This is a genomic window from Mycobacterium sp. pR1184, from assembly GCF_041287235.1.
GTDB lineage: Bacteria > Actinomycetota > Actinomycetes > Mycobacteriales > Mycobacteriaceae > Mycobacterium.
This window is the reverse complement of the sequence record NZ_JBGGKR010000002.1, coordinates 226113-245861: the sequence shown is the minus strand read 5'-3', so window position 1 is coordinate 245861 and position 19749 is coordinate 226113. Positions and strand designations below refer to the sequence as shown.

Below are 19749 nucleotides of genomic sequence, written 5' to 3'. Positions count from 1 at the left end.
TTAGATCGGCGTGATGTAGTTGATCAGCCATTTGTTGCCGATCCTCTTGAAGTCCACCCGCAATCGGCTGCCGTCGTAAAGCGGCTGTCGTGTCTTGTCGGTCACGGTGCGGTTCATGTACACCATCACCGACGCCGAATCCCGCTTTGCCGACATGACCCCAACGCCAACAACATTGGCTTGGACGACCACCTCGCGCTTCTTGGCCTCGGGAATGATCTGCGCGTTGGCACTCTTCTGGAATTCCTGGCGATAGTCGGGCGTCAGCATCGGATAGGCATCGGCGAGACTGCGTTCGACGGTCTGGTAGTCGTAAGCGAAGACCGCGGGCACCTCTTTGGCGGCCAGCTGCGGTAGCACCGCTCGCGCAGCCTGCTCGCCACGGATTTCCACCCGTTCCCAGTAGAACCAGCCGGCCGCGGCGGACAACCCCACCACGCCGACAACCGCGAGATATCCCGCGGTGACGATCAGCCAACGCCGCCAACGCATCAGTTGCCCCCGTCGGGGTACTTCAGGTCGTAACCGGTCATGTGCCCCTGCTCGTCCTCGTGCACGATGACTCGCAGTCGGTAGGGCATCGATGGCTTGTGGACTCCGTCGATGTCGGCCACCGTTACCCGGACCGACACCAGCACCGAGGCGTTATCCGTAACTGTGTCAATGCCTTCCAGAGCCGCGCCGTTGATCACTGCCTCCGACGTCGCGTTGGTGGACCGGAAAAGCGCCTTGAGGTTTTCGATGTTGTTGTTGGCGCCGAGCATGCCGCGCAGCGGTCCGCTGGTGCCGTTGTAGAAACGGTTCACGCTGTCGTCGATGTTGTCCTGCTTGTAACTGAACATGTTTTGCACCGTCTGCGTGGCGGTGTCGACGAAACGCTGATCACGCGCCTGCGTGGCTTCGGCGTGGCGTTGCGAAATAACCAGGGCGGTCAGGCATGCGGCCAGCCCGCCAAGCGCCAACAATGCGGCCGCGAACGAAATCCAGCCAACCATGCGACCATTCGGCCGCCGCCGCGGTGGTGGCTTGAGCGTCTTGAGGGTCTTGGCGCGTTTGACCGGTTGCTTCTTCGGTGCGGCGGGAGCCTCGAGCGCGACTTCGGGCGCGCTGCTCGACTCGCTCTTCGCGGGACCAGCCGCGCGCGATGCCCGGCGACGAGTACGCGGTGGCGCCGTGGATGGTTCGCCACTGGTTGCAGAGGCCACTTACATCGGCCTTGGATCAAGCATGAGGTCCACCCAATTCTCGGCGCTGGACGTGTTCGCTCCGGCCGCGAAGATACCAGTGCCTCCTGCCGGGTCCCTGAACGCGCCGGTGGACTCGTCATAGGTGGTGTACGCGGGGCCGCTGGCCTGTGACGGCACACTCGGCGCAACCGGCGGACCCATCGCCTGCGGGGGTGATGGTGGCGGCAGCCACTTCGGATACGGGAGTATCGGCGGCACCGGGGGGACCCCGGGCGGCATCCACGACGGGTTGCCCGGCGGCGGCGGTCTGTCGTTGGGCGGCGGGGGGTCAAAGGCGGGCTGGTGGTTGGGCAGCGGCCCCGGCCCGGGCACCACACCCGGCGGGGGCGGACCGACGATGGGAGTACCCGGGTCCGGCTCCGCTTCCGGCGGTATGTAGGGGAACTTGTTGGGCGGCAACGTGTTCAGCCCATTTGTCTGCGGCGTGTTGTAGGGCACCGGCGGACCGCGCCACGGGTTGCGCCCAACCGGCACGTAGCCCTTCGGGTCGCGACACAGCTGAATCGTCGGGGCGCGCTTGCCGGGGAACTCCTGGCAGGGATAGTTGCGCGCGCCACGCACGGTGCTGGGGTCGTTCTGAGCGACCTTGCAGTACATGTCTCTCGGGAGTTCGCGCACCGTCTCGTCGGCAGGCGTGCGCATCAGCGGCGGTGGCAAGAACCCGACAGCGCACGGTGGTGGGTCGTTGAGGTCGAGCTTGAAGTCCAGCTTGCCGCCCTCGTCGAGGGGTGGGCCGCCCGCCATCGTGATGATCGCCGCGAACAGCGCCGGCAGCACCACCAACAGCTGCTCGATCGACTTGTGATAGATCACGCCGACCCGGCCCAGGTTCGCGAGGCTGGCGGCCAGGGCCGGGAAACTGGGGCGGATGCCCGAGAACGCGGTGCTCGCCTCATCGGCGGCGCCCGGCGCGGTGGCCAACGTCGAACGAAGCTGAGGATCGGCCCGTTGCACCTCGGAAGTGAACCGCGCCAACCCATCTGCCAGCGACTTGATGTCGGCGCCGGCGCGGATCTGGGATTGCAGGAACGGGCCTGCCTGGTCGATCAGCTGCGAGACTTGCGGATAGTCGGCGTTGGCTTCGTCCACCAGCAACCGGGCCGATTCAAGCAACCGGGCCAGCTCTGGACCCGAACCATTGGCCGCCTGGAACGTCTCGTGCAGCAGCTCCCGCAACTTGGTGTCGCCGAGGCTGTTGACCAGGGTCTCAGCCCGCTTCAACAGATCGGCGACGTCTTGACCGATCCGGGTGTTCGCCCGATCGATGTGAGAACCGTTGTGCAACTTGCTCGATGCTGGATCCTTCGGTGGCACCAGGTCGATGTACTGCTCACCGACGGCGGACACGCTTTTCACGGTGGCGATGACATTCGACGGAATGGGGGTGCCGCTGTTCAGCCGCATTTCGGCGGTGACGCCGGCCGGGTTCAGTGCCACCGAGTCCACCCTGCCGACGGCGACGCCGCGATAGGTGACGTTGGCGTTCTTGTACAGACCGCCCCCGGCGACGAAGTCGGCATTGGCCACATAGGTCCCGATGCCGAACGTCGCGGGCAGGCGCAGGTAGAAGATCGCCATGACGGTCAGCGTGACCGCGGTGATCACCGCGAATACCCAGAGCTGAATCCTGGTGAGCTTGTCAATCATCGTGCCGCCCTTACTGTCCCGAAGCCGTGCCGGGCGGAATCTTGAACGGGTCGGCCGCCTGTCCGGACAGGTTTGCCAGTTCGCCGGTCAAGAAGTCGGGCGGGTTGAGAATCTCGCTCATGTGCATCATGTTCGGGTCAAGCGCATACGACGTGGTGAAGAACGTTTCACCGAGCCGGCGCAAAGTCAGGTCGAACGTGGTGAACACGTTGAGGTAGTCGCCGCGGACGGCTTGCTTGATGCCGTAGTTAGGGAAGGGGAACGTCAGCAATATCTGCAGCGACGTGACGAGATTCTTCCGGTTGTCGTTGAGCGCCTTGACGACCGAGTAAAGGTCTTTGAGATCTTCGGCAAAGTCGGTCTTCGTCTTCGACAACACGTGCGAGGTGACCGTCGCCAACTTCTTCAGCGAGGCGAAGGCGTCGATTATGTGTTCGCGATTCTTGTTGAGCACCTTCAGCGCCTCAGGCAGGGTGTCCAGCGCCCGGGCCAGATTGTCCTTGTCGCGCGCGAGCGTCGCGGAAAACCGGTTCAATCCGTCGACGGCATCGATGATGTCGCCGACCTGCCGGTTGAGTCCCGACGTCAATTCAGCGAGCCTGGGTACCAGGTCGACGAACTGGTTCTGCCGCCCCGCCACCGCCTGGTATGTCTCATCGGTGATCTCTTCCAACGCACCGATATTGCCCTTGTTGACCACGACACCGAGGGCCGAGAAGACCTCTTCGGTGGTGGGGAACCGGCCGGTATTGGACTCCGAGATCTTGGAACCGTCGACAAGCCTGCCGGTCGCCGGCTTGCCCTTGGGCGCGGCCAGATCGATATGCAGCGAACCCAGCAATGAGGTCTGCGCGACGGTCGCGGTGGAATTCGCCGGCAACACGACGTTCTTGTCCAACGCCAATTTCACTGCGGCATAAAAGGATCCGTCGGGGCGCTGCTCAGCAGCGATACCGGCCACACTGCCGACCGTGACATCGTCGACCATGACCGGTGAGTTCTGCGGCAACGTCGCGACATCGGGCATTTCGACGGTGATCGAGAATGCGCCGCTGCCGTGACCGGCGGTACCCGGCATCGACAGCGAGTTCAGCCCGTTGAACTGGCAGCCGCCGAGCAGCACGGCACCCGCGGCCAATGCCCCGCCGCGCAACATGATTCGTCTCATCCGCCGCCCCCGGGAGCATTTTGCAAACCCGCGGCGGGGCCCGGCGCGGGACCCGGCAGGGGGCCGAACGCCGATCCCGGGGCGGGACCGGGAGCAGGAGCGGGAGCGCCGGCTGGGCCCGGCGCCGGTCCGGCCTGCGGGGCCGTCGGCACCAGCAGGGCCTGCAGGTCGGCCGGATTCTGGACTGCCGGCGGCGGAACACCTTGAGCCGGTACCCAGGTCAGCTGCGGAATAGGGGTCTGCGCCTTGGCTTCGGTGGCGGGCGTGTCGTAGATGATCTGACCCTTGTACGCCGTGATCGTGTTGAGCGGGTGGAACATCACCGGCGGGTAGTTCACCGCGAGTCGGCGCAGCACCGGTCCCAGCCGTTCGCGGCACAGCTCGGCACGCCGGTAATAGTCGGGTGCACGCGGGCCGGCGGCCGTCTCGAAGGAACCACCGCAGATGAACTGCACCGGGTTGGCGAACTCGGGAATCGACAACAGGCCGTTCAGCGTGCCCTGCGCCGGGTCATAGATGTTGTAGAAGTTGGCGATACCCGGGCCGGCGACGTGCAGCACCTGCTCGATGTTGTCGCTCTGATCGCTCAATGTCTTGCTGAAGTCGTTGAGCTGGTTGACCGTATCGATCAGCGTTGAGTTGTTCTGGTGCAAGAACCCGCGGATGTCCGTGAGTGCCTGGTTGAGGTTGCCCAGCGTAGTGTCCAGATGGCGTGAGCTGTCGGCAAGGACCTGCGATACCGACGCGACATTTCCGGCGAACTGCACGATCTGCTCGTTACTCGCCGACAGGGCGTTGACCAACACCTGCAGGTTCTTGATCGTGCCGAAGATGTCACTGCGCGAATCCCCCAGTCGCCCAGCCACTTGCGAAAGTTCCTGCAGCGCACTGTGGAACGATTGGCCCTTGCCGTCGAACGTATCCGCGGCCTGGTTGATCGCCGCTCCCAACGGCCCCTGCATCGACCCGGCGGTCGGTCCCAACGAGACCGCCAGTTGGGTGAGTGCTTCTTTGACCTCGTCCCATTCCACCGGGACCGCGGTGCGGGAAAGATCGATGCTGGCGCCATCGGGCAGCACCGCCCCGCCGGTGTAGGCCGGGGCGAGCTGAATGAACCTCGCTGCCACCAGGTTCGGCGACATGATGACGGCCTTGGCGTCCTTGGGGATCTTCAGGTCCTTGGGCACCGACATCGTGATCTTGACGTCCGACGGCCGCGGCTCGATGGAGTCGATCGTGCCGATCGGCACACCGAGCACCCGTACCTGATCTCCGGGATACAACCCGACCGCGGACGTGAAGTATCCGGTGATGGTGCGCTTATTCGCCTGCGACGTAAGCACATACACGCCGCCCACCAGCACCGCGACCAGCGCGATCATGGTGGTGTAGCGCAGCCCGCGGCTGCCGGCGATCCTCCTCATGAGGACAATCCCAGCATCATGGCGACTTCGGGCGGATGGTCCAGCGTTCCTGGATCAATCCGCGCAGGTAGTCGGAGAGGCTGGCCGGCAGCTTGCCGGGCTGGTAGAAGAAGTCGAACATCGTGGCCAGCAGCGGCGCCGGGATGACGCCGTAGACGTTGACGTTGAACCCTGGCCCGGAACCAACCACCTCGCCGAGCTCGGTGGCATAGACGGGCAACCGCTTGATGGCCTCGGTGATGTAGTCGCGGCGCTCGTTGAGGTTGCTCAGCACGTCGTTGAGCTTGCTCAGCGCGGGCCCGAACTCCTTGCGATTGTCGGCGACGAAGCCGGAAATCTGGATCGAGACGTCGTTGATGCCCGAGATCAATTGGCCCAGGGCGGCGCGGCGCTCATCGAGCGCGGCGAACAACTCGTTGCCGTCGTCGACCAACTTGTTGACCTGATTGGCCCGGTCGGACAACACCGCTGTCACCGACTTCGCGTGTGCCAGCAGGCTTTGCAGCGCTTCGTCTCGGCGATTCAGAGTCCGGGACAACGACGTCACCCCGTCCAGCGCGCCGCGCAGTTGCGGGGTGGCGCCATGCAGCGTGTCGGTGAGAACGTTCAGCGCCTGCTCGAACTGCGGCTTGTTCAGGTTGTTAGCGTTCTGACCCAGATCCTCAAGCGCTCCGGCCAGCGTGTACGGCGTGGTTGTGCGGCTGCGCGGAATCGTGGTGGTCTTGCCGTGACCGGCGGGCGTCACCGCAATGGAGCGCTCTCCCAGGATGGTGTCGGTGCGGATCGCGGCCAGTGACTGGTCACCGACCGCGACGTGGCGATCGACGGAGAACGTCACCTTCGCACTGTCGCCGGCCAGACCGACCGCCTGCACCTTGCCCACCTTGAAGCCCGACACGTACACGGAGTTGCCGGGCGAGATGCCGCCAGCGTCACTGAAGTAGGCGTCGTAGACCCGGCCCTGTGGCCAGAACGGCAAGTTGGCGTAGCCGAACGCGAGCAACACCACGCAGAGGACCAGCACCACGCCGAAGACCCCGGTGCGCAACGGATCACGTTCACGCTTGTCATTGCTTGACAAAAGCGCACCTCCCTTGGCTGGGATCCACCTGGCCACCCAGGGGCAGCCGGATGTCGCTGCCGGCCGGTCCGTTGATCTTGATCGTCACGGAGCAGAAGTAGATGTTGAAGAACGAGCCGTAGGCACCGAGTGCGGCCAGGCGCAGATAGTCCTCGCCCAGTTGCTCGACGTCGTTGTCGACCTCGGCCTTGCGATTGTCGATCTCGGTGGCCAGCGGCCGGGTGTTTTCCAGGACGCCCTGCAGCGGCCGACGTGAATTCTTCAGCAGCTCAGTGAGATCCGTTGTGGTCGACGCGAGCGGCGGGATAGCTCCGGCGATCGAGTCCTTGTTCTTGGCCAGCCCACTGATCAATTGCTGCAGCTGGTCGACGCTGGTCGAGAATTGCGCGCTCTTTTGATCGATGGTGCCCAGCACCTGGTTCAGGTTGGTGATCGTGTCACCGATGAGTTGGTCGCGCTGGCCCAGCGCCGTCGAGAAAGCACTGGTGTCGGCCAGCACGTTCGACAACGCTCCGCCCTGGCCCTGCAACAACTCGATGACGGCGCCGCTGATCGTGTTGACCTTGTCGGCGTCCAAACCCTTGAGCACCGGCCGCAGTCCACCCAGCAGCGCATCCAGATCCAGAGCGGGCTGGGTGTGTTGGGCGTTGATCGTGCCACCCGGCGCCAGCTTGCGCAGCTCCCCCGGACCCGACGTGATCTCGAGGAAGCGGTCACCGACCAGGTTTTCGTAGCGGATCACCGCTCGCGTGGACGAGTACAGCGTGTAGCGGCTGTCGATGCCGAATGTGACGTCGACGGTGTTGTCCGGGTTGAGTTTAACGCCGTTCACCGAACCGACGGGCACACCGGAAATGCGAACCTTTTGGCCGGCCTTCAGTCGAGACGCGTCGATAAACGTTGCGTGATAAGTGCTTTCGCTGCCGAACCGGAAGTCGCCGAAGACCACCACCAAACCCGCGGCGACCAGCAGCATCGCCACCGTGAAGATGCTGACCTTGATCACCATCGACCGGTGCGATGGCATTTCCGAACTCGCCATCAGAAGTCGTCCCGTTCCGCGAAGGAGCCGTGGAACAAGAACTGCAGCGTCGAGGGTGCGTCGAATTGCAATTCGGTGAATGGCTCGTACGGGATGTTGGCGTTATCGGTGACCAGGAACGGCGCCCGATACCACGATCCGCCGTTCTGCTTGTTCGGAATGTCCGGCAGCCCACGGCAGTTGGGCCCGCCGGAGGCGTTGACGATCGGCAGGGACTCCGGATACGTGTAGGACGGCGCGCCCAGGACGAAGCTCGACGAGGTGAACAGGCCCGCCTTGCGGACACCCAGAATCGGGCCGAACTCCTTGAGCCCACGATCGATACCCGCGAACAGGCAACCGAATTCGGGCGAGTAGTCGGCGGCCACCTTCAGTGGCGCCCGCAGCCTGTTCAGCGCGTCGATCAAGTCCTTCTCGGCCGGCTCCAACGTCTCGTAGGCGTTGTTGGACAGGCCTATCGTGGCCAGCAGGGTGTCGTTGAGGTTCTTCTGCTGGTCGACGACGGTCCTGTTGATGGTGGGCAGGTTGTCGAAGATCGTGTTCAGGTCCGGGGCGGCGTCGGCGTACACACCTGTGACGATCGCGGCCTTGCGGAAGTCCTCCTGCAGCGCGGGCAACTTCGGATTCGTTTGCTGTGCCAGGGTATTCAGGCCCGACAGCAGCGCACCGAAGTCGTCACCATGACCGCGCAAACCTTCGGCGAAGGCGCTGAGCGTCCCGTTCAATTCCACCGGGTCGACCTTATGCAGCAGATCCATCAGCGACTGAAACAGCGTGTTGACTTCCAGTTGCACCGCGGAGGCCTCGACGTGTGCGTTTGGGCGCAGCGATGTCGGCGAAGGAGCCTGGGGCGGCACGAATTCCACGGATTTGGCGCCGAAGATCGTATTACCCGCGATATGCACCGGCGCGTTGGAGGGGATGAAATGCAGGTCGTCGCTGTTGATCGCCAGCGTCAGGCGCGCCTGCTCACCTCCGTAGCTGATGTCGGTGACCTTGCCGATCTGGATGCCGCGGTACTTGACCTTGGCGCCCTTGTCCATCACCAGCCCAGCCCGTGGCGCCGCGACGGTGACCGTGTCGACGGAGGCGAAAGCCGCCGTGTACGAGAGGTACGTCAGCACCGAAAACGCCACCAACAAACTGGCCAGCAGCGCCGCTGCCAGCCGAACGTGTGTGCGTCGCGATCCGGTATCCGACATGTTTTTAAGCGGTCCCCTTACCCCGAGAGGTTGAAGTTACCGGACGCGCCGTAAACAGCCAGCGAGATGAACAAAGTAATGACGACAACGACGATCAGCGAGGTCCGCACCGCCTGACCGACCGCGATGCCCACCCCCACCGGCCCGCCACTGGCGTTGTAGCCGTAATAGGTATGGACCAGCATCACCGCAATGGACATCACGATGGCCTGCAGAAACGACCACAGGAGGTCCGACGGGATCAGGAACGTATTGAAGTAGTGGTCGTAGAGACCGGCCGACTGCCCATTGATGAAAACCGTGGTGAACCGGGCGGCGAAAAACGCGGCGAGCACCGACAGCGAATAGAGCGGGACGATCGCGACCAGGCCGGCGATCAGCCGCGTCGACACCAGATAGGACACCGAGTGCACCGCCATGCATTCGACGGCGTCGATCTCCTCTGACACCCGCATGGCGCCGAGTTGCGCGGTGGCACCGGCGCCGATCGTGGCCGCCAGCGCGATACCCGCGATGACCGGTGCGACCACGCGGACGTTCAGGAACGCCGACAGGAAGCCGGTCAATGCCTCGATACCGATGTTGCCCAGCGACGAGTAACCCTGGACGGCGATGACCCCGCCGGAGGCCAGCGTCAGGAACGCCGCGACGCCGACCGTGCCGCCGATCATCACCAGCGCGCCGGCCCCCAGCGTCATTTCCGCGACCAGCCGGATCGTCTCCTTGCGGTACCGGGTCAGCGCGTTGGGGACATAGCGCACGGTTTGGCCGTAGAACAGCGCCTGCTCGCCGAAGTCGTCGACCGGTCCCTGCAGCCGGGACGCGACACGACGAAACCGGTACGTGAAGTCGTAGCTCATCGCGTGATCACTCGCCTCGTCATTTGGTCGAGAACCGCACGCCGATGGCCGTCATCACGACGTTGATGACGAACAGACAAATGAACGCGTAGACGACGGTTTCGTTGACCGCGTTGCCGACGCCCTTCGGCCCGCCCTTGACGGTGAGGCCGCGGTAGCAGCCGACGAGACCAGCCATCACACCGAATAACAACGCCTTGACTTCGGCGAGCACCAACTCGCGCAGGCCGGTCAACACGGTCAACCCGTTGATGAACGCGCCCGGATTCACCCCCTGGAGAAACACGGAGAAAACGTACCCACCGGACAGACCGATTGCGCACACCAAACCGTTAAGCAACAGTGCGACAACGGTAGACGCCAGAACACGGGGCACCACCAGTCGGTGGATCGGGTCGATGCCGAGTACCCGCATCGCGTCGATTTCTTCGCGAATGGTGCGCGCACCGAGGTCGGCACAGATCGCGGTGGCGCCCGCCCCGGCGACGACGAGCACGGTCACCACCGGCCCCAGCTGGGTGATGGTGCCGAACGCCGTTCCGGCGCCGGACAAATCGGCCGCGCCGATTTCGCGGAGCAAGATATTGAGGGTGAATGCGACCAGGACGGTGAACGGGATCGACACCAACAGGGTCGGGACCAACGACACGCGCGCGATCATCCACGTCTGATCCAGAAACTCGCGGCCTTGAAACGGTCGTCGGAAAGAGGAACGGGCCGTATCGATCATCATCTCGAAAAACCCGCCGACAGCACGGGCGGGAACCGCAAGCTGTTCGATCAACCCGGTAGCCCCCCTTTGCTGCTCACGGCGAAGCCTGTGCTTCGCCTTTGCGTTGTCTTTCGTCGCAGCCGGCTCCGTGTGAGCCGGATCATATTAACTCAGAGAAAGTTCACGGTGTCAATGAACAGGTTATCTGTGCCTAAACCGTTAATTTGTCCTGGTCAGCGGCCTTAAATCATTGCCAATCTGACACACGTTCTACTAGCTGATTTCGCCCGGAGAAACAGCTTTGCGTCGCTATTGTTCCATTAACGCGGTCGCGGAAAAGTTACGTTCTGGATCCCGACCAGCAAAGTAGTCGCGCAAAGTGCTGCTGAGTTCGGCCGAGTCCCACGCGGCGCCGTCCGCGATGAACCGGTGCTCCGCCGTCGGAGCTGAGACCAATGTCACTTGAGGTCCGTAAACGATGAACACCTGACCGTTAACCTCAGCGGCCGCGGGAGACGACAGGAACTGGACCAGGTTCACCACGTGATCGGGCGACAGCGGGTCGACGCCGCCTTCCTCTATGTCTGGGGCGCTGCCGAACACGTCGGCCGTCATCGCGGTGCGCGCGCGTGGGCAGATCGCGTTGGCGCACACCCCGTAGCGGCCCAGCGCCCGGGCAGCGGTCAGGGTGAGCGAGATGATGCCGGCCTTTGCGGCGCCGTAGTTGGCCTGCCCGACCGGACCCACCAATCCGGCCTCGGAGGCGGTGTTGACGATCCGGCCGAAGATCGATCCGCCGGCGTCCTTGGCCCGACTGCGCCAGTAGGTCGCAGCGTTGCGGGTGAGCAGGAAGTGCCCGCGCAGGTGCACCGCGATGACCTGGTCCCATTCCTCGTCGGACATGTTGAACAGCATCCGGTCGCGGGTGATGCCGGCATTGTTGACCACGATGTCGAGTCCGCCCAGGCCATCGGCACACGACACCAGCTCGTCGGCCGTGGAGCGCTGGCTGATGTCGCCGGTCACCGCGACGGCCTTGGAACCGGCGGCACCGATCTCGTCGATCACGTCGGAGGCATCCAGGGCGGCGGCGATGTCGTTGACGACGACGGTGGCCCCGAGCCGGGCCAGACCGAGCGCTTCGGCACGCCCAAGTCCTGCGGCCGCACCGGTCACCACCGCGACCTTCCCGGACAGATCGGTCGCGTTCGTGCTGCTAGTCAATTTATGAATACCTCTAGTTTCGGGGGCCCTCGCCGCTAGTCTTCGCGCAGCAACGCCGCGCGCGGGCACTCGGCGATCGCCTGCTCGGCGAGATCTTCTTGGTCGGACGGAATCGGATCGAGCTTTACGACGGCGTAGTCCTCATCGTCGAGCTCGAAGATATCTGGCGCGATTCCCAAGCACACCGCGTTGCCTTCGCACCGGTCACGATCCACGATCACCCGCACGGCATCCTCCTTGAAGCTGGCCCGGATCTCGTCCCATGTCCCATCAGAATGTAGCTCCACCATAGGGCGCGCGTGCGTCTGAGGAAACGGTCGCTGGATTCCAAGACTAGAACGTGTTACAACCGGGAAGACGAACGGGTCGCCGTTGGTCGAATAGCCGCTTGTCACGTTCAACCAAAAGGACGGCTGGAATGCGCATCAGTTACACCCCTGAACAGGAGGAGCTGCGTCGCGAGTTGCGGTCGTACTTCACCGCGCTCATGACGCCGGAGCGCCGCGAGGCACTGACCTCTTCGGGCGACGGCGAGGTCGGGACCGGTACCGCGTACCGCGACACCGTCGCGCAGATGGGCAAGGACGGCTGGCTCACCCTGAACTGGCCCAAGGAATACGGCGGCCAGGACCGCTCCCCGATGGACTCGCTGATCTTTACCGACGAGGCCGCCATTGCCGGCGTGCCGGTGCCGTTCCTGACGATCAACAGCGTGGCGCCGACGATCATGGCGTTCGGCACGGAGGAGCAGAAGAAGTTCTTCCTGCCCAAGATCGCCGCCGGCGAGCTGCACTTCTCGATCGGCTACTCCGAGCCGGGCGCCGGCACCGACCTGGCCAACCTGCGCACCACGGCGGTCCGCGACGGCGACGACTACGTCATCAACGGCCAGAAGATGTGGACCAGCCTGATCGCCTACGCCGACTGGGTCTGGCTGGCGGTACGTACCAACCCCGAGGCCAAGAAGCACCGCGGCATTTCGATGCTGGTGGTGCCGACGACCGCCGAGGGTTTCTCCTGGACACCCGTGCACACGATGGCCGGGGTGGACACCAGCGCCACCTATTACTCGGACGTGCGCGTCCCGGTGACCAACCTGATCGGCGAGGAGAACGGCGGCTGGAAGCTGGTCACCAACCAGCTCAACCACGAGCGGGTCGCCCTGGTCTCGCCGCAGCCGATCTTCCTGGCCCTGCGCGAGGTTCGCGAATGGGCGCAAAACACCAAGGACGACGGCGGGGCCCGGCTGATCGACTCCGAGTGGGTCCAGCTGAACCTGGCGCGGGTGCACGCCAAGGCCGAGGTTCTCAAGTTGATCAACTGGGAACTGGCCTCGGCGCAGGGGCACGACCTGGGACCCGCGGACGCGTCGGCGGCGAAGGTGTACGGCACCGAGCTGGCCACCGAGGCCTACCGGCTGCTGATGGAGGTGCTGGGCACCGCGGCGACCGTGCGCCAGGATTCGCCGGGTGCGCTGTTGCGCGGCCGGGTCGAACGGATGCACCGCGCATGCCTGATCCTCACCTTCGGCGGCGGCACCAATGAGGTGCAGCGCGACATCATCGGCATGGTCGCCCTCGGCCTGCCTCGAAACCGCTAAGCATCGACAAGGACGGCATCGGAATGGATTTCACGACAACCGAAGCGGCGACTGACCTCGGCGGCCTGGTCGACACGATCGTGGACTCGGTGTGCACACCGGAGCACCAGCGTGAGCTCGACGGGCTCGAGCAACGGTTCGACCGCGGCCTGTGGCAGAAACTGATCGAGGCCGACATCCTTACCAGTGCGTCGGCTTCCACGCTGGGCGGCGACGGTTTCGGTGCGCTCGAACAGGTCGCGATCCTGGTTGCGCTCGGCCGCCAGTTGGCTGCCGTGCCATACCTGGAATCGGTGATGCTGGGCGCCGGGGTGCTGGCACGCTTCGGCTCCGAGGATCTGCAGCAGGCCTGGGGAGTACCGGCCGTCAAGGGAGAGAAGATCCTGACGGTGGCCCCCGACGGCGAAATGGGCGAGGGCCCCGTGCAGGCCACCCGCGCGGGCGACGGCTACCGGCTGACCGGGACGCGCACGCAGGTCTTCTTCGGCCCCGTTGCGGATGCCTTCCTTGTTCCGGCCGAAACCGATTCCGGCACAGCCGTTTTCGTGGTGAGCGCCGAAGACACGGGCGTCAAGGTGACCCCGCTGGCGACCACCGGGAAGAACAGTGTCGGGCATCTCGCGCTGGACGGCGTAGCCGTGGACGAGGCCCGCAAGGTCGGCGGAAGCGAAGTCGTCGCCTGGCTCGGCACGCTGGGAACCCTGGGCCGCAGCGCATATCAGCTCGGCGTACTCGATCGCGGTTTGCAGATGACCGCCGAATACGCCCGTGAGCGTGAGCAATTCGACCGTCCGATCGGCAGCTTCCAAGCGGTGTCGCAGCGACTGGCCGACGGCTACATCGACGTCAAGGGGCTGCGGTTGACGCTCACCCAAGCGGCGTGGAAGGTCTCCGAGGACATCCCCGCCGAGATCGACGTGGCCAGCGCGGCGTTCTGGGCAGCCGACGCCGGACACCGCGTCGCGCACACCATCGTGCACGTGCACGGCGGTGTGGGCGTCGACACCGATCACCCCGCACACCGCTACTTCCTGGCCGCCAAAGAGGCGGAGTTCGCGTTGGGCGGCGCCACCGGGCAGCTGCGCCGCATCGGTCGCGAGCTGGCGGAAACTCCTGCCTAGCTTCGTGATTCCGGCCGACCCGACGGTCACCAAGCTGTTGGAGCCGCTGGCCGAGATCGACGACCGGGGAATCTACTTCGAGGAGTCGTTCACCAGCTGGCGCGATCATCTGCGACACGGTGCCGCCATCGCGGCGACGCTGCGCGATCGGCTCGACCCCAACCGGCCGCCGCACGTCGGTGTACTGCTGGAGAACACGCCGTTCTTCTCGGCGATATTGACCGCGGCCGGGATGTCGGGGATTGTGCCGGTCGGTCTCAACTCGGTGCGCCGCGGCGAAGCACTGGCCCGCGATATCAGCCGGGCCGACTGCCAGCTGGTCCTGGCCGACTCGAAATCCGCTGCGACACTGGATGACATCGATCACCTGAACGTCGATTCGGCGCAGTGGGTGGCCGAAGTCGACGCACATCGCGATGCCGAGTTGCGGTTCCAGTCAGCGTCGGCCGAAGACCTCTTCATGCTGATCTTCACCTCGGGCACCAGCGGTGAGCCGAAGGCGGTGAAGTGCAGCCACGGCAAGGTCGCGATCGCCGGAACGACGATGGCACAACGGTTCGACCTCGGCCGCGACGACGTCTGCTATGTGTCGATGCCGCTGTTCCATTCCAACGCGGTTCTGGTCGGCTGGGCAGTGGCTGCGGCGTGCCAGGGCTCAATGGCGTTGCGGCGCAAGTTCTCTGCATCCAACTTTATGGTTGACGTCCGCCGCTACGGCGCGACCTACGCCAACTACGTCGGTAAGCCGCTGTCCTACGTGCTGGCCCAGCCGGAGCAACCCGACGACGCGGACAATCCACTGCGGGCGGTGTACGGCAACGAGGGCGTGCCCACCGACATCGAACGGTTCGCACGCAGATTCGGCTGCAAGGTGCAGGACGGGTTCGGCTCGACCGAAGGCGGCATCGCGATCGCCCGCACACCCGATACGCCGGCGGGCGCATTGGGACCGCTGACCGAGGGGCTGGACATCGTCGACCCTGAGACCGGCAAGTCCTGTCCGGCGGGAGTCGTCGGCGAACTGGTGAACACCAGCGGGCCGGGCCGTTTCGAGGGTTACTACAACGACGCTGCCGCCGAGGCCGAGAGAATGGCCGGTGGGATCTACCACAGCGGCGACCTCGCCTATCGCGACGAGGACGGATTCGCCTACTTCGCTGGGCGCCTTGGTGATTGGATGCGGGTCGACGGCGAGAACCTCGGTGCGGCACCGATCGAACGGGTGCTGCTGCGATACCCCGACGCGGCCGAGATCGCGGTCTATGCGATCCCCGACCCGGTGGTCGGTGACCAGGTGATGGCCGCTTTGGTGATGGCACCGGGCAGCGAGTTCGACGTCGAGAAATTTCGGGCGTTCCTGGCCGAGCAGCCCGACCTGGGGCCCAAACAATGGCCGTCGTACGTCCGGATCAGCGCGGAGCTGCCGCGCACGGTGACATTCAAGGTGCTCAAACGCCAGTTGGCGGCCGAAGGTACCGACTGTCATGATCGGGTATGGCCGATACCCCGATAGCCCTATGACGTCCCGGCCCCTGGAGCTCGCGCTGGAAGCGAGTTTTGTACAGCTCTCCGACGCGGTACCGGCCAACATCGGCGTGGCGATCGCGCGTCCGGACCGGACTTATTCACTGGGCAGGTGGTGGTCGGGCGTCGCCTGGTCGACGATCAAAGTGCCGTTGGCGATCGCGGCGTTGCGCAGCGATTGGCTCAACGCCCGCGAGTTGGCGGTCAAGGCCATCACCGAATCCGACAATCGCGCATCCGAACAGTTGTGGTCGCTGCTCGGCGAACCGGTGGACGCGGCCCGCAAGGTACAAGGCGTCGTCGCCGAAGGTGGCGACACCGCGACGGTGGTCGAATCGCGGCGACTTCGTCGCGGCTACACCGCATTTGGCCAGACGCAGTGGACACTGCAGCGGCAAGCGCGATTCGCCGCGGAGTTGCCGTCGGTACCGGGCGCGGCGGACGTAATCGAGCTGATGTCCGACCTTACGCCCGACCACCGCTGGGGCCTGGCCGCCAATGGCGCTGCGGCCAAAGGCGGTTGGGGCCCGGGCACCGATGGAGAGTACCTGGTACGGCAATTCGGGATCCTCCCCACGCCCGCCGGGGATTGGGGCGTGGCAGTGGCCGCCGAGGTCCCCGACGGCGGATTCGAAACCGGAGTCGAGGTCGTCAATACGTTGACGGACTGGCTTGTCAGCCGGCTGCCCGTGCTGGCCCGGTATTGACGGATCTGGCCGAATCATGGGGACTCAGCCGGTAATCGACGGCACCACCGCATCGATCAGATGCGGCCCGGGTTCGGCGAACGCCTCGCGCAACGCATCGGCGAACTCCTCGGCGGTGTTCACCCGGCGGGCCGGTACCCCCATACCCTCGGAGATCTTGACGAAATCCATTGTGGGACGCGATAAATCAAGTAGATCAAGGGCTTTGGGACCGGGGGCGGAACCGGCACCGACGCGCTGCAGCTCAATCCGCAAGATGTCGTAGGCGCTGTTGTCATACAGCACGGTGGTCACGTTGAGGTTCTCGCGCGCCTGCGTCCACAGCCCGGCAATCGTGTACATCGCCGACCCGTCGGATTCCAGGCAGAGCACCGGTCGGTCCGGGGCGGCCACCGCGGCACCGACCGCGGTGGGGATGCCGTAGCCGATCGCCCCACCGGTCAGCGTCAGCCAATCGTGCGCCGGCGCCCCGGCGGTGGCTTGAGCCAGCATCAAGCCCGAGGTGTTCGATTCGTCCACGACGATCGCACGTTCGGGCAGCAGCGCGCCGATCACGTCGGCCGCCGATGCCGAGGTCAACGCACCGGTCGGCAGCTGTGGACGCGACGCGGCGGCCAGGGGCGCAACCGTGCCGGGTGCGATCTCGTCGGCCAGCGCGCTCAGTGCGTCGGCCGCACCGAGGTAGTCGGCGAGCACGTGCACCCCGCAACCCGCCGGTACCAGGTCGCTGGGCATGTTCGGGTAGGCGAAGAACGACACCGGAGATTTGGCACCGGCCAGGATCAGATGCTTGGCGCCGTCCAGTTGGGCCGCGGCGGCCTCGGCGAAATACGCCAACCGCTCGACGGCGGGAACGCCGGCGCCGCGTTCCAGGCGCGTCGGAAACGTCTCGCAGAGCCAGCGAGCCCCGGTCGCCTCCGCGATCCGCGCGGCGGCGGCCAGCCCGGGGCCGCGGGTCGCATCACCGCCCACCATGATCACCGCCGGTTCCCCCGATCGCAGGATCTCCGCGACCTCGGGCCTGCGCAGCGGGTCCGCACTCGCCGTCCGCGCGGGCGGTGCTGGCGCGGGCTGGGCGCCCTCCGACCAGGACGCGTCGGCCGGCAGGATCAGCGTGCAGATCTGCGAGCGGGACCGGCTCGCCGCGAGCGCCTCGGCGGCGTCGAGTGCCACATCGGCGGCGGTAGCCGTGCGGCGCACCCATCCCGAGACACTGCCCGCGAGCGCGTCGATGTCGGATTCCAGTGGGGCGTCGTACTTTTTGTGATAGGTGGCGTGGTCGCCGACGACGACCACCATCGGCACATGCGCCCGGCGCGCGTTGTGCAGGTTGGCCAGGCCGTTGCCCAATCCTGGCCCCAGATGCAGCAACACTGCCGCCGGACGCTCGGCGATGCGGGCATAGCCATCGGCCGCGCCCGTCGCAACGCCCTCGAAAAGGGCTAGCACGCCCCGCATTCGGGGAACGGTGTCCAGCGCCGCCACGAAATGCATCTCCGAGGTGCCGGGATTGGCGAAGCACACGTCCACGCCGCCGTCGACCAGGGTGTTGATCAGAGCCTGCGCACCGTTCACCTGATTGCCTCCAGTTTGAATACGCGTTCGGCATTGCCGTGCAGAAAGTCATGTCGGGCCGCGCCGGAAAGCCCGAGTGCGTCGATCCCGGCCAAAGCGTGCGTGTGCGTGATCATCGGGTAGTTGGTGCCGAAGAGGACTTTGCGTTGTCCGGTACCGGTTTTCATGAACCGGATCAGTTCTTCCGGCAGCCGCTCAATGGTGTAGGCGGAGGTATCGATGTAGACGTTCTCGTGCTTGCGCGCGACGGCCACCATCTCCTCGGTCCATGGGTAGCCGACATGTCCGCACACGATCACCAGCTCAGGAAAATCCAGCGCAACCTGGTCTATGTAGGGAATCGGGCGCCCGGTCTCCGAGGGGCGCAGCGGTCCGGTGTGACCGACCTGGGTGCAGAACGGAACGCCGGCCTCGACACACTCGGCGAACAACGGGTAGTAACGGCGATCGGTGGGGGGCGCGTTCCACAGCCAGGGCACCACCCGCAGACCGACGAATCCTGCGCCGATCCGGCGCCGCAGCTCGCGGACCGCTTGCATCGGGCGATCGAGGTCGACGGTCGCCAGACCGGCAAACCGGTTCGGGTGCAACCGAACCCACTCGGCGACCTCGTCGTTGGAGACCAGGTCCTGACCGTGGGGGCCGTACCACGCGCTGAGCAGCCCGAAGCCGACGTCGGCCGCGTCCATCGCCGCGACGGTGACGTCTATCGGGATATCGGCGTCCGGGATCGCGCCGCCTGTCCAGCGACGTAAAGACGCCAGCATGTCGCTGCGCAGGAACCGCGCAGTGGGGTGCTGCATCCACACATCGATCGTCATCGCCACTCAACAGTAGCCGCGGGCCTCAGAGGGCCAGCGCGGCGCGGGCACAAGCGTGGGTGCGCTGGGCGTACCCGCCTCCGAACAGCACGACATGTGCCAGCAGCGGGTAAAGCTGGTGCAGGCCGACGCGGTCGCGCCACCCCGGTTGCAGCGTTCGCACCTGCTCATAGCCCGCGATGACGGCGTCGTAGTGCGGACAGCCGAATAGTGCGAGCATCGCCAGGTCGCTCTCGCGATGCCCGGCGTGCGCGGCCGGGTCGATCAGGACCACGCCGCCTGGTGTCCACATCACGTTGCCGCTCCACAGATCGCCGTGCAGGCGGGCTGGCCGGTCGCCGTCGTCGAAATCGCCTGCCAGGCAACGCCTTATCACCGCCCCGATCGCGGACCGGGCCGGCTCGTCGAGCCCGCCCGCGGCGAGCTCGAGCATCGGAGCCAACCGCTCTTCGGCGTAGTAGTCGCCCCAGCTTTGATGGTGGCGCAGCGACATCGGCAACGGCTGCGACAACGGGCCGAAGAAACCCGGGCCATCCCAGCCGTCGGGACCGGCGCCGAACGCCGGAGCACTCGCGTCGTGCGTGACGGCCAGTCGGGCTCCGAAGGAATGCGCCGCCGCCGGATCGGGACGCACCGACTCGAGGCGCCGCAGGGTCAGGCTCGTCGCGTCAACCGACACGATCGGCGCGCAAGGCACACCGCCGTCGACCGCGGCAAGCCATCGCAGTCCCGCGGCTTCCCAGGCGAAGTAGCCCGAAGGTGCGCCGGCGTGCTGTTTGACGAAGTCGGTCAGG

19 protein-coding genes are annotated in these 19749 nt (G+C 65.4%); 4 read left to right on the top strand and 15 right to left on the bottom strand.

What is annotated here, in order from left to right; genetic code table 11:
• The 12 genes from ACAG21_RS04330 to ACAG21_RS04275 all read right to left on the bottom strand — a co-directional run bounded on the left by ACAG21_RS04330 (position 1) and on the right by ACAG21_RS04275 (position 11834).
• Positions 1–492: a mammalian cell entry protein gene (locus ACAG21_RS04330; protein ID WP_370494765.1), complete on the bottom strand. Its 492-nt coding sequence runs from the start codon at positions 490–492 to the stop codon at positions 1–3.
• Complete coding sequence (locus ACAG21_RS04325) at positions 492–1205, bottom strand: mammalian cell entry protein (RefSeq protein ID WP_370494764.1); 714 nt, start codon at positions 1203–1205, stop codon at positions 492–494. The genes ACAG21_RS04330 and ACAG21_RS04325 overlap by 1 nt, the downstream gene beginning before the upstream one ends.
• On the bottom strand, positions 1206–2894 hold the full coding sequence (locus tag ACAG21_RS04320; RefSeq protein ID WP_370494763.1) for a virulence factor Mce family protein: 1689 nt from the start codon (positions 2892–2894) through the stop codon (positions 1206–1208).
• Positions 2895–2904: 10 nt separating this feature from the next.
• A complete protein-coding gene (locus tag ACAG21_RS04315; RefSeq protein WP_370494762.1) occupies positions 2905–4062 on the bottom strand; it encodes a virulence factor Mce family protein in 1158 nt (385 codons plus the stop codon).
• Positions 4059–5486 carry a virulence factor Mce family protein gene (locus ACAG21_RS04310; protein ID WP_370494761.1) on the bottom strand — a complete coding sequence of 476 codons (1428 nt, stop codon included), beginning with the start codon at positions 5484–5486 and terminating at the stop codon, positions 4059–4061. Before ACAG21_RS04310 ends, ACAG21_RS04315 begins: the two co-directional genes overlap by 4 nt.
• A 16-nt stretch (positions 5487–5502) precedes the next feature.
• Positions 5503–6567: a virulence factor Mce family protein gene (locus ACAG21_RS04305; RefSeq protein ID WP_370494760.1), complete on the bottom strand. Its 1065-nt coding sequence runs from the start codon at positions 6565–6567 to the stop codon at positions 5503–5505.
• Complete coding sequence (locus ACAG21_RS04300) at positions 6554–7609, bottom strand: MCE family protein (RefSeq protein WP_370494759.1); 1056 nt, start codon at positions 7607–7609, stop codon at positions 6554–6556. The genes ACAG21_RS04305 and ACAG21_RS04300 overlap by 14 nt, the downstream gene beginning before the upstream one ends.
• Positions 7609–8811, bottom strand: a complete 1203-nt coding sequence (locus ACAG21_RS04295) for an MCE family protein (RefSeq protein ID WP_370494758.1) — start codon at positions 8809–8811, stop codon at positions 7609–7611. The genes ACAG21_RS04300 and ACAG21_RS04295 overlap by 1 nt, the downstream gene beginning before the upstream one ends.
• Before the next feature lie 17 nt (positions 8812–8828).
• Complete coding sequence (locus ACAG21_RS04290) at positions 8829–9671, bottom strand: MlaE family ABC transporter permease (RefSeq protein ID WP_370494757.1); 843 nt, start codon at positions 9669–9671, stop codon at positions 8829–8831.
• A 19-nt stretch (positions 9672–9690) separates the two neighbouring features.
• Positions 9691–10455, bottom strand: coding sequence for an MlaE family ABC transporter permease (locus tag ACAG21_RS04285; RefSeq protein ID WP_370494756.1), 765 nt, complete (start codon positions 10453–10455; stop codon positions 9691–9693).
• Between the two features lie 237 nt (positions 10456–10692).
• Positions 10693–11607, bottom strand: a complete 915-nt coding sequence (locus ACAG21_RS04280) for a 3-oxoacyl-ACP reductase (protein WP_370494755.1) — start codon at positions 11605–11607, stop codon at positions 10693–10695.
• A 35-nt stretch (positions 11608–11642) separates the two neighbouring features.
• On the bottom strand, positions 11643–11834 hold the full coding sequence (locus ACAG21_RS04275) for a ferredoxin (RefSeq protein ID WP_370494754.1): 192 nt from the start codon (positions 11832–11834) through the stop codon (positions 11643–11645).
• 191 nt (positions 11835–12025) lie between these two features.
• On the opposite strand from ACAG21_RS04275, the gene ACAG21_RS04270 reads away from it, so the two are divergent.
• Genes ACAG21_RS04270 through ACAG21_RS04255 form a run of 4 tightly spaced genes read left to right on the top strand, consistent with a single transcriptional unit; the run spans position 12026 to position 16559 of the window.
• Positions 12026–13207, top strand: coding sequence for an acyl-CoA dehydrogenase (locus ACAG21_RS04270; protein ID WP_370494753.1), 1182 nt, complete (start codon positions 12026–12028; stop codon positions 13205–13207).
• 23 nt (positions 13208–13230) lie between these two features.
• On the top strand, positions 13231–14328 hold the full coding sequence (locus tag ACAG21_RS04265) for an acyl-CoA dehydrogenase family protein (RefSeq protein ID WP_370494752.1): 1098 nt from the start codon (positions 13231–13233) through the stop codon (positions 14326–14328).
• Positions 14329–14332: 4 nt separating this feature from the next.
• On the top strand, positions 14333–15841 hold the full coding sequence (fadD17, locus tag ACAG21_RS04260; protein ID WP_370494751.1) for a long-chain-fatty-acid--CoA ligase FadD17: 1509 nt from the start codon (positions 14333–14335) through the stop codon (positions 15839–15841).
• A 4-nt stretch (positions 15842–15845) separates the two neighbouring features.
• A complete protein-coding gene (locus ACAG21_RS04255) occupies positions 15846–16559 on the top strand; it encodes a hypothetical protein (protein WP_370494750.1) in 714 nt (237 codons plus the stop codon).
• A gap of 24 nt (positions 16560–16583) precedes the next feature.
• Here the strand turns inward: ACAG21_RS04255 and ACAG21_RS04250 are convergent, their stop codons facing one another.
• The 3 genes from ACAG21_RS04250 to ACAG21_RS04240 are packed head-to-tail and all read right to left on the bottom strand — an operon-like array spanning position 16584 to position 19748.
• On the bottom strand, positions 16584–18134 hold the full coding sequence (locus tag ACAG21_RS04250) for an acetolactate synthase large subunit (protein WP_370494749.1): 1551 nt from the start codon (positions 18132–18134) through the stop codon (positions 16584–16586).
• Positions 18131–18955, bottom strand: a complete 825-nt coding sequence (locus ACAG21_RS04245; protein ID WP_370494748.1) for an amidohydrolase family protein — start codon at positions 18953–18955, stop codon at positions 18131–18133. Before ACAG21_RS04245 ends, ACAG21_RS04250 begins: the two co-directional genes overlap by 4 nt.
• Before the next feature lie 25 nt (positions 18956–18980).
• Complete coding sequence (locus ACAG21_RS04240; protein ID WP_370495032.1) at positions 18981–19748, bottom strand: fructosamine kinase family protein; 768 nt, start codon at positions 19746–19748, stop codon at positions 18981–18983.
• Between the last annotated feature and the right edge of the window lies 1 nt (position 19749).